Origin of the sequence: Rhabdaerophilum sp. (assembly GCF_046092605.1) — a bacterium.
In the GTDB taxonomy this organism is placed as follows: domain Bacteria; phylum Pseudomonadota; class Alphaproteobacteria; order Rhizobiales; family Beijerinckiaceae; genus Rhabdaerophilum.
The window spans coordinates 1-6365 of record NZ_JBJTDY010000006.1; the positions used below are offsets into that span (position 1 = coordinate 1).

General features: G+C 63.0%; 5 protein-coding genes and 1 pseudogene. 3 read left to right on the plus strand and 3 right to left on the minus strand.

Annotated elements, in window-relative coordinates:
* Positions 1-382, plus strand: a pseudogene (locus ACKODO_RS00450) (polyphosphate kinase 2 family protein); the annotation flags it as partial.
* Positions 383-388: 6 nt separating this feature from the next.
* Here the strand turns inward: ACKODO_RS00450 and gyrA are convergent.
* Positions 389-3151: a DNA gyrase subunit A gene (gyrA, locus tag ACKODO_RS00455; RefSeq protein ID WP_408981489.1), complete on the minus strand. Its 2763-nt coding sequence runs from the start codon at positions 3149-3151 to the stop codon at positions 389-391.
* Positions 3152-3251: 100 nt separating this feature from the next.
* A complete protein-coding gene (locus ACKODO_RS00460) occupies positions 3252-4337 on the minus strand; it encodes an HD-GYP domain-containing protein (RefSeq protein ID WP_408981490.1) in 1086 nt (361 codons plus the stop codon).
* Between the two features lie 279 nt (positions 4338-4616).
* On the opposite strand from ACKODO_RS00460, the gene ACKODO_RS00465 reads away from it, so the two are divergent.
* A complete protein-coding gene (locus ACKODO_RS00465) occupies positions 4617-5267 on the plus strand; it encodes a MarC family protein (RefSeq protein WP_408981491.1) in 651 nt (216 codons plus the stop codon).
* A gap of 17 nt (positions 5268-5284) precedes the next feature.
* Here the strand turns inward: ACKODO_RS00465 and ACKODO_RS00470 are convergent, their stop codons facing one another.
* Positions 5285-5776, minus strand: a complete 492-nt coding sequence (locus tag ACKODO_RS00470; RefSeq protein ID WP_408981492.1) for an Lrp/AsnC family transcriptional regulator — start codon at positions 5774-5776, stop codon at positions 5285-5287.
* A gap of 137 nt (positions 5777-5913) precedes the next feature.
* Here ACKODO_RS00470 and ACKODO_RS00475 point away from each other — a divergent pair.
* Positions 5914-6365 (plus strand): rhodanese-like domain-containing protein (locus tag ACKODO_RS00475; RefSeq protein WP_408981493.1); only part of this gene is annotated, 452 nt, incomplete at its 3' end.

The window sequence follows — 6365 nt, forward strand, 5'->3', positions numbered from 1 at the left end:
CAACGACTTCGAACTGCACCTGGTCGACAACGGCATCAAGGACGTCAAGGTCTTCCTCAACGTCAGCAAGGAGGAGCAGCGCATGCGCTTCCTGTCCCGGATCGACGACCCGACCAAGAACTGGAAGTTCAACGCGCGGGATGTCGAGGAACGCGCGCATTGGGAGACCTACATGGCGGCCTATGAGAGCGCGATTGGCGCGACGGCCGCCAGGCACGCGCCGTGGTATGTCATCCCGGCCGACCGGAAATGGTTCATGCGGCTCGCCGTGATGGCCGCCATCGTGGCGGAACTCGAAAGCCTGAACCTCGAATATCCGAAGCTTTCGCCGGAAGAGACCGCCAAGCTCGCGGAGGCGCGCAAGGCGCTGCTGGCGAGTTGAGGGGCATTACCCCTCGCCGCCCTCTTCGCCCTCTTCCTCGTCGCCGCCCTCGCTTTCGCTGACGCGCTCGACCGAGACGACGCGCTCGCCTTCGCGGGCATCCATCACGATGACCCCTTGCGTGCCACGACCCGCCACGCGAATGCCGTGGACCGGGCAGCGGATCAGCTGGCCGCCATCGGACACCATCATGATCTGGTCGCTCTCCTCCACCGGGAAAGAGGCCACGAGGTTGCCGTTGCGATCATTGACAGCCATGGCGACGATGCCTTTGCCGCCGCGACCGGTGATGCGGTATTCGAACGACGAGGTGCGCTTGCCATAGCCGTTTTCGGAGATGGTGAGCACAAACTGCTCCGCCGCCCCCATCTCGGCATAGCGCTCGGACGAGATCGCGGCCTCGGCCATGGCCTCCTCGGCATCGGCAGTGCCTTCCTCCGCTTCACCGGTCGGAATGCCTTCGCCGGAAAGGGCGCGGCGCATCTTGAGATAGGCCGCGCGCTCCTCGGCGCTCGCATCCACATGGCTCAGGATGGTGAGCGAGATGACGCGGTCCTTCGCGGCGAGGTTGATGCCCCGAACGCCGGTGGAATCGCGCCCCTTGAAGACGCGCACTTCATCCACCGAGAAGCGGATGCACTGGCCGAGTGCGGTGGTGAGCAGCACGTTGTCCGTTTCCGAGCACGTCGCGACATCGACGATGGAATCGCCCTCGTCGAGCTTCATGGCGATCTTGCCGTTGCGATTGACCTGCACGAAATCCGAAAGCTTGTTGCGGCGGACATTGCCGCTCTCGGTCGCGAACATGACATCCAGCGTCTCCCAGGCGGCCTCGTCCTCCGGCAGCGGCATCACGGTGGTGATACGCTCGTCCTCGGCCAGCGGCAGGAAGTTCTTCAGTGATTTGCCGCGCCCGTTCGGCGGGGCGATGGGCAGGCGCCAGACCTTCGACTTGTAGACCTGCCCGCGCGACGAGAAGAACAGAAGCGGGATATGCGTGTTGGCCACGAAGAGGCGCGTGACAAAATCCTCGTCGCGGGTCTGCATGCCCGAGCGGCCCTTGCCGCCGCGCCGCTGCGCCCGGTAAGTCGAAAGCGGCACGCGCTTGATATAGCCGGCATGGGACACAGTGACGACCATGTCCTCCCGCGCGATGAGGTCTTCATCCTCGAAATCGCTTTCCGCTTCGATGATCTCGGTCATGCGCGGGGTGGCATGCGCGTCGCGGATGGTCGTGAGTTCGTCGCGGATGATCGCCCGAATGCGCGCGCGAGAGGAGAGAATGTCGAGGAATTCACGGATTTCCCCCGCGATCTTCTCGAGTTCATCGCCGATTTCATCGCGGCCCAGCGCCGTGAGGCGCTGCAGGCGCAGATCAAGGATCGCCTGCGCCTGCCGTTCCGAGAGGCGATAGGTGCCGTCAGCCTGCAGCGCATGGCGCGGATCGTCGATCAGTGCGATGAGCGAGGCGACATCCATCGCCGGCCAGTGGCGGCTCATCAGGGATTCGCGCGCGGTTTCGGCATTGGCCGAGTTGCGGATGGTGGCAATCACCTCGTCGATATTGGCCACGGCAATCGCGAGGCCGACCAGGACATGCGCCCGGTCGCGCGACTTGTTGAGGCGGAAGCGCGTGCGCCGGCCGATGACTTCCTCGCGGAAATCGAGAAAGGCCATCAACATGTCCTTGAGATTCATCATCTCGGGACGCCGGCCACCATTGAGCGCGATCATGTTCGCGCCGAAGGAGGATTGCATGGGCGTGTGGCGATAGAGCTGGTTCAGCACCACATCGCCCACGGCATCGCGCTTCAATTCGATGACGATGCGCATGCCCTGCCGGTCGCTCTCGTCGCGCAGGTCGGAAATGCCCTCGACCTTCTTCTCGCGCACGAGATCGGCGATGCGTTCGATCAGCATCGCCTTGTTCACCTGATAGGGGATTTCCGTGACGATGATCGCCTCGCGATCCTTGCGGATCTCCTCGATGGTCGAACGTGCCCGCATGATGATCGAGCCGCGGCCCTGATTATAGGCCGCGCGGATGCCGCCCCGGCCCAGAATGAGGCCGCCGGTGGGAAAATCCGGCCCCGGCACGAACTGCATCAGGTCGTCGATGGTGAGAGCAGGGTCTTCGATCAGGGCGATTGCCGCATTGATTACCTCGCCGAGATTGTGCGGCGGGATATTCGTAGCCATGCCGACCGCAATGCCGCCCGCCCCGTTGACCAGCAGGTTAGGGAAGCGCGCGGGGAGGACAGTCGGCTCCTCGAATTCACCGGAATAGTTCGGCTGGAAATCGACCGTGTCCTCCTCGAGATCGGTGAGAAGGCTCAAGGCCGGCTTTGCGAGGCGCACTTCGGTGTAGCGCTCCGCCGCGGGCGGATCGCCATCGACCGAGCCGAAATTGCCCTGCCCGTCGATCAGCGGCACGCGCAACGAGAAGTTTTGCGCCATGCGCACGAGGGCGTCGTAAATCGCAAGGTTGCCATGCGGATGGTATTTGCCCATCGTGTCGCCGGTCACGCGGGCGGATTTCTTATAGGGCTTGTCGGGCGTGTAGCCGCTGTCATGCATCGAGAAGAGAATGCGGCGATGCACCGGCTTCAGGCCGTCGCGCACATCCGGCAAGGCGCGGGAGACGATCACGCTCATCGCGTAATCGAGGTAGGAGCGCTTCATCTCCTCGGTGATGGAAATCGGCCGGATTTCCGAGCCATCCCCACCGGGAGCGCCGGGCGCCACGCCTTCCTTGTTCTCGTCTGCCACGTTTCGACACCTTTCGATTGCCCTTCGCGCGAGCACGCGCGCACGGAACCCCGTGTCTATTTGATTCCAACCGGGAAGGCGAATGCGGGGTGAGGAAAATTCAGGCGCTGATGGCCAGCGGCGTGCACGTGATCACATGCGCGAATTCCTTCATGAGCGCCGGATCGAGCTTGCCGGTCATGCCGCGCATGATGTCGTAGGCCTCGCCAGCGTCGAGGCGTCTCTTGTAGGGGCGCTCCTCGATCAGCGCCGCGAAGATGTCGCAGATCGTCACCGCGCGCACGATATCCGCGATCTGGTTGCCGGCGAGCGCGTCGGGATAGCCGGAGCCGTCGAGCATCTCGTGGTGATGCACCACGATATCGATCATCTCGTCGGAAAATCCGCCCTTGCGCCTCAGGATGTCACGCCCGAATTCAGGGTGATGACGCATGGCCTCCATCTCATCCGGCGTGAGCGCGGAGGGCTTCTCGAGGATGCTCACCGGGATTTCGGCCTTGCCGACATCGTGCAGCAGGCTGCCGAGCGCCAGCCGGCGCAGATCCCGGTGGCCGACACCGAGGAGATGGCCAAACCCCACCGCCACGCCCGTGACCAGCAGGGAGTGCCGGAAGGTTTGGCTATGGTGCCGCGCCACGATTTCGACCCAATCCCCAAGGCCGATGTCAGCAATGGCATCAATGATCTGATCACCATGCGTGTAAAGCTCGTCCTGCGTCAGCTCAAAGCTCGAGGTTGCGAAACGCAGGATGTTATCCAGCGCCGAGACACCGGCATCGAGCGCAAACCGGCCCGTATCATGAGAGCTGGTCATCGACTGCTCGTGCAGGATCTGATCGATCGTGGAATGGACGACATCCCGGCGAAGGGGCCGCGACAGCACGGCCTCGGCGCCGCAGACGGTGGCGCGGGCCATCAGGATGCGCCGTTTGTCATCGATGACGAAGACGCGCCGCACCGCGCGCGGCGAGAACTTGTTCAGCGCCTCGCGCAGGCGCAGCACTTGCACCTCGTTCTCGAGCGGCACGTCCAGCACGACGAGCTTCGGGTTGCCGGACACGCCATTCTCATAATCCCCGAGCGTGAGGGTTCTGACGAGATAGCGCTCCTCAAGCACAGCCATCAGGTCCTGACGCGGCTTCGCGGAAAAATGGACGAGCAGGATTGAATCGCGGAGCAGGCGCACGAGCAATTTCCAAAATGGAACGCAAGCGAAACCTTCGCATGGAGAATTAAATAATTCGCAAAACGATACTGTTAAAGCCGGTCATATTTTACGAAATGCCGACCTCCAGAAGCTTTTGTGCCCGCCCTGCAAAGCGCTGACCTTTCGCGTTGGAACCGCGATCGGGACAGCCCTTGGGCTGGAGTTTCGCCGCGAACACCTTCCCCGCTTTGACAAACCGCATCGCATCCCCGAAAGCTCGTCGGCGCGTGGAAGCTTCGCCACGAAAGAGGTCCCTGCATGTCGCCGTCCCTCGCCGGGCTTGTCGAGTATTTCCTCTCGGCGCTCACCACATTGATGGTGACGGTGGACCCGCCGGGCCTCGCGCCAATATTCCTCTCGCTGACAATCGGCATGAATGCGGCGGAACGGCGTTCCGTCGCGATCCGCGCGACCCTGATTGCCGCCGGCATCATGGCAGGCTTCGCGTTTTTCGGGCAGCCGGTGCTGCGGGCGCTCGGCATTGGCGTGCCCGCCTTCCGCATCGCCGGCGGGTTGCTGCTGTTCTGGATCTCCTTTGAAATGATCTTCGAGCTGCGGACCCAGCGGAAGACGAATGTCGCGGCAACCGCGATCAATCTCGACCATATCCGCAATGTCGCGGCCTTTCCGCTGGCGATCCCGCTGATGGCAGGGCCGGGCACGATCACCGCGACCATGCTGACGGCGGGCGCGGCGCAGGGCGACGCGGCGAAGCTCGCGGCCCTGATGCTGGTGATCGCCATTGTCAGCCTCGCCTGCCTCCTGACCTTCCTTGTCTCGGATAGGCTGTCGAAGCTGCTCGGAGTCACCGGCAATCTCGTGCTCACGCGCCTTCTCGGCGTGATCCTCGCGGCGCTGGCCGTGCAGTTCGTGATTGACGGCGTGAAGGCCGTGATGGCGCAGGGATAGGGTGCCTGACCCTGGCCTCACTTCTGTGCCTTCTTGCGTGACTTGAAGACCGGCGAATCGTCGAGCGGCAGCGCGGTCGTCGCCTTCACCTTCTCCATGGCGAAGCGCGAGGAGACGTTCTTCAGAGGGACCACCTTGATGAGGCGGCGATAGAAGCCGTCATAGGCATCGATGCCCGGCACGACAACGCGCAGCATGTAATCGACATCCCCCGACATCCGGTAGACATCGACCACCTCCGGCATGGTCGTGATCGCGGCGGCAAAACGCGAGAGCCAGCTTTCCGAGTGGTCGCTCGTCTCGATGGAAACGAAAACGGTGACGCCAAGCCCGAGTTGCGCGGCATCCAGCAAGGCGACCCGCCCCGTGATGATCCCGAGTTCCTCCATCTTGCGGATGCGGTTCCAGCAGGGTGTGGGAGAAAGGCCAACGCGGTTTGCGATCTCGTTCAGGGGCAGGGAGGAATCCTGCTGGAGAATCCCGAGGATCGCGCGGTCGAAGGAATCCATTGTCGATCTCCTGGCCGTGTCGGAAATCCGCTCCGCCCCGTTTTAGCGCAGCAGAACAATTTCCCTTTTTCTTGCCACAACATTGTGAATACCAGAAAAAAATTCTACGACAATACCCCGATCTCTGGGAGACAAGAATGCGCCCCTTCTTCCCTCGCCTGTCCCTGCCCCTCGCCGCCCTGTCGCTGACCGTGCTCGCGACTCTCGCGCATGCCGCGGAACCGCTGCGCGGGCTGATCGACGCCTCCGGCCTGAAGGCCCGGCTCGGCCAGCCCAATCTTATCATTGTCGATATTCGCTCCGGCGAGAACAAGGAACAGGGCCGCGCGACCTATCTTGCCGGGCACATTCCCGGCGCGGCGCATGCGGATTACGCGCATGCCTCCTGGCGCCTGCCGCGCAACAATGTTTCCGTCTACCTGCCCGAGCCGGCGCAGTTCGAGGCTCTGGCCGGAAATCTCGGCATCGCGAACGAGAGCGATGTCGTGATTGTCCATGAGGGCAACGACGCCACGAGCTTCGGGTCCGCGGCGCGGGTCTACTGGACCTTCAAGGCCATGGGTCATGCCTCGATCGCCATCCTCGATGG

What these genes read in the sequence shown, in the direction of transcription:
- ACKODO_RS00465 (WP_408981491.1), top strand. Translation starts at nt 4,617, where the DNA reads ATGTCGCCGTCCCTCGCCGGGCTTGTCGAGTATTTCCTCTCGGCGCTC.
- ACKODO_RS00470 (WP_408981492.1), bottom strand. Translation starts at nt 5,776, where the DNA reads ATGGATTCCTTCGACCGCGCGATCCTCGGGATTCTCCAGCAGGATTCC.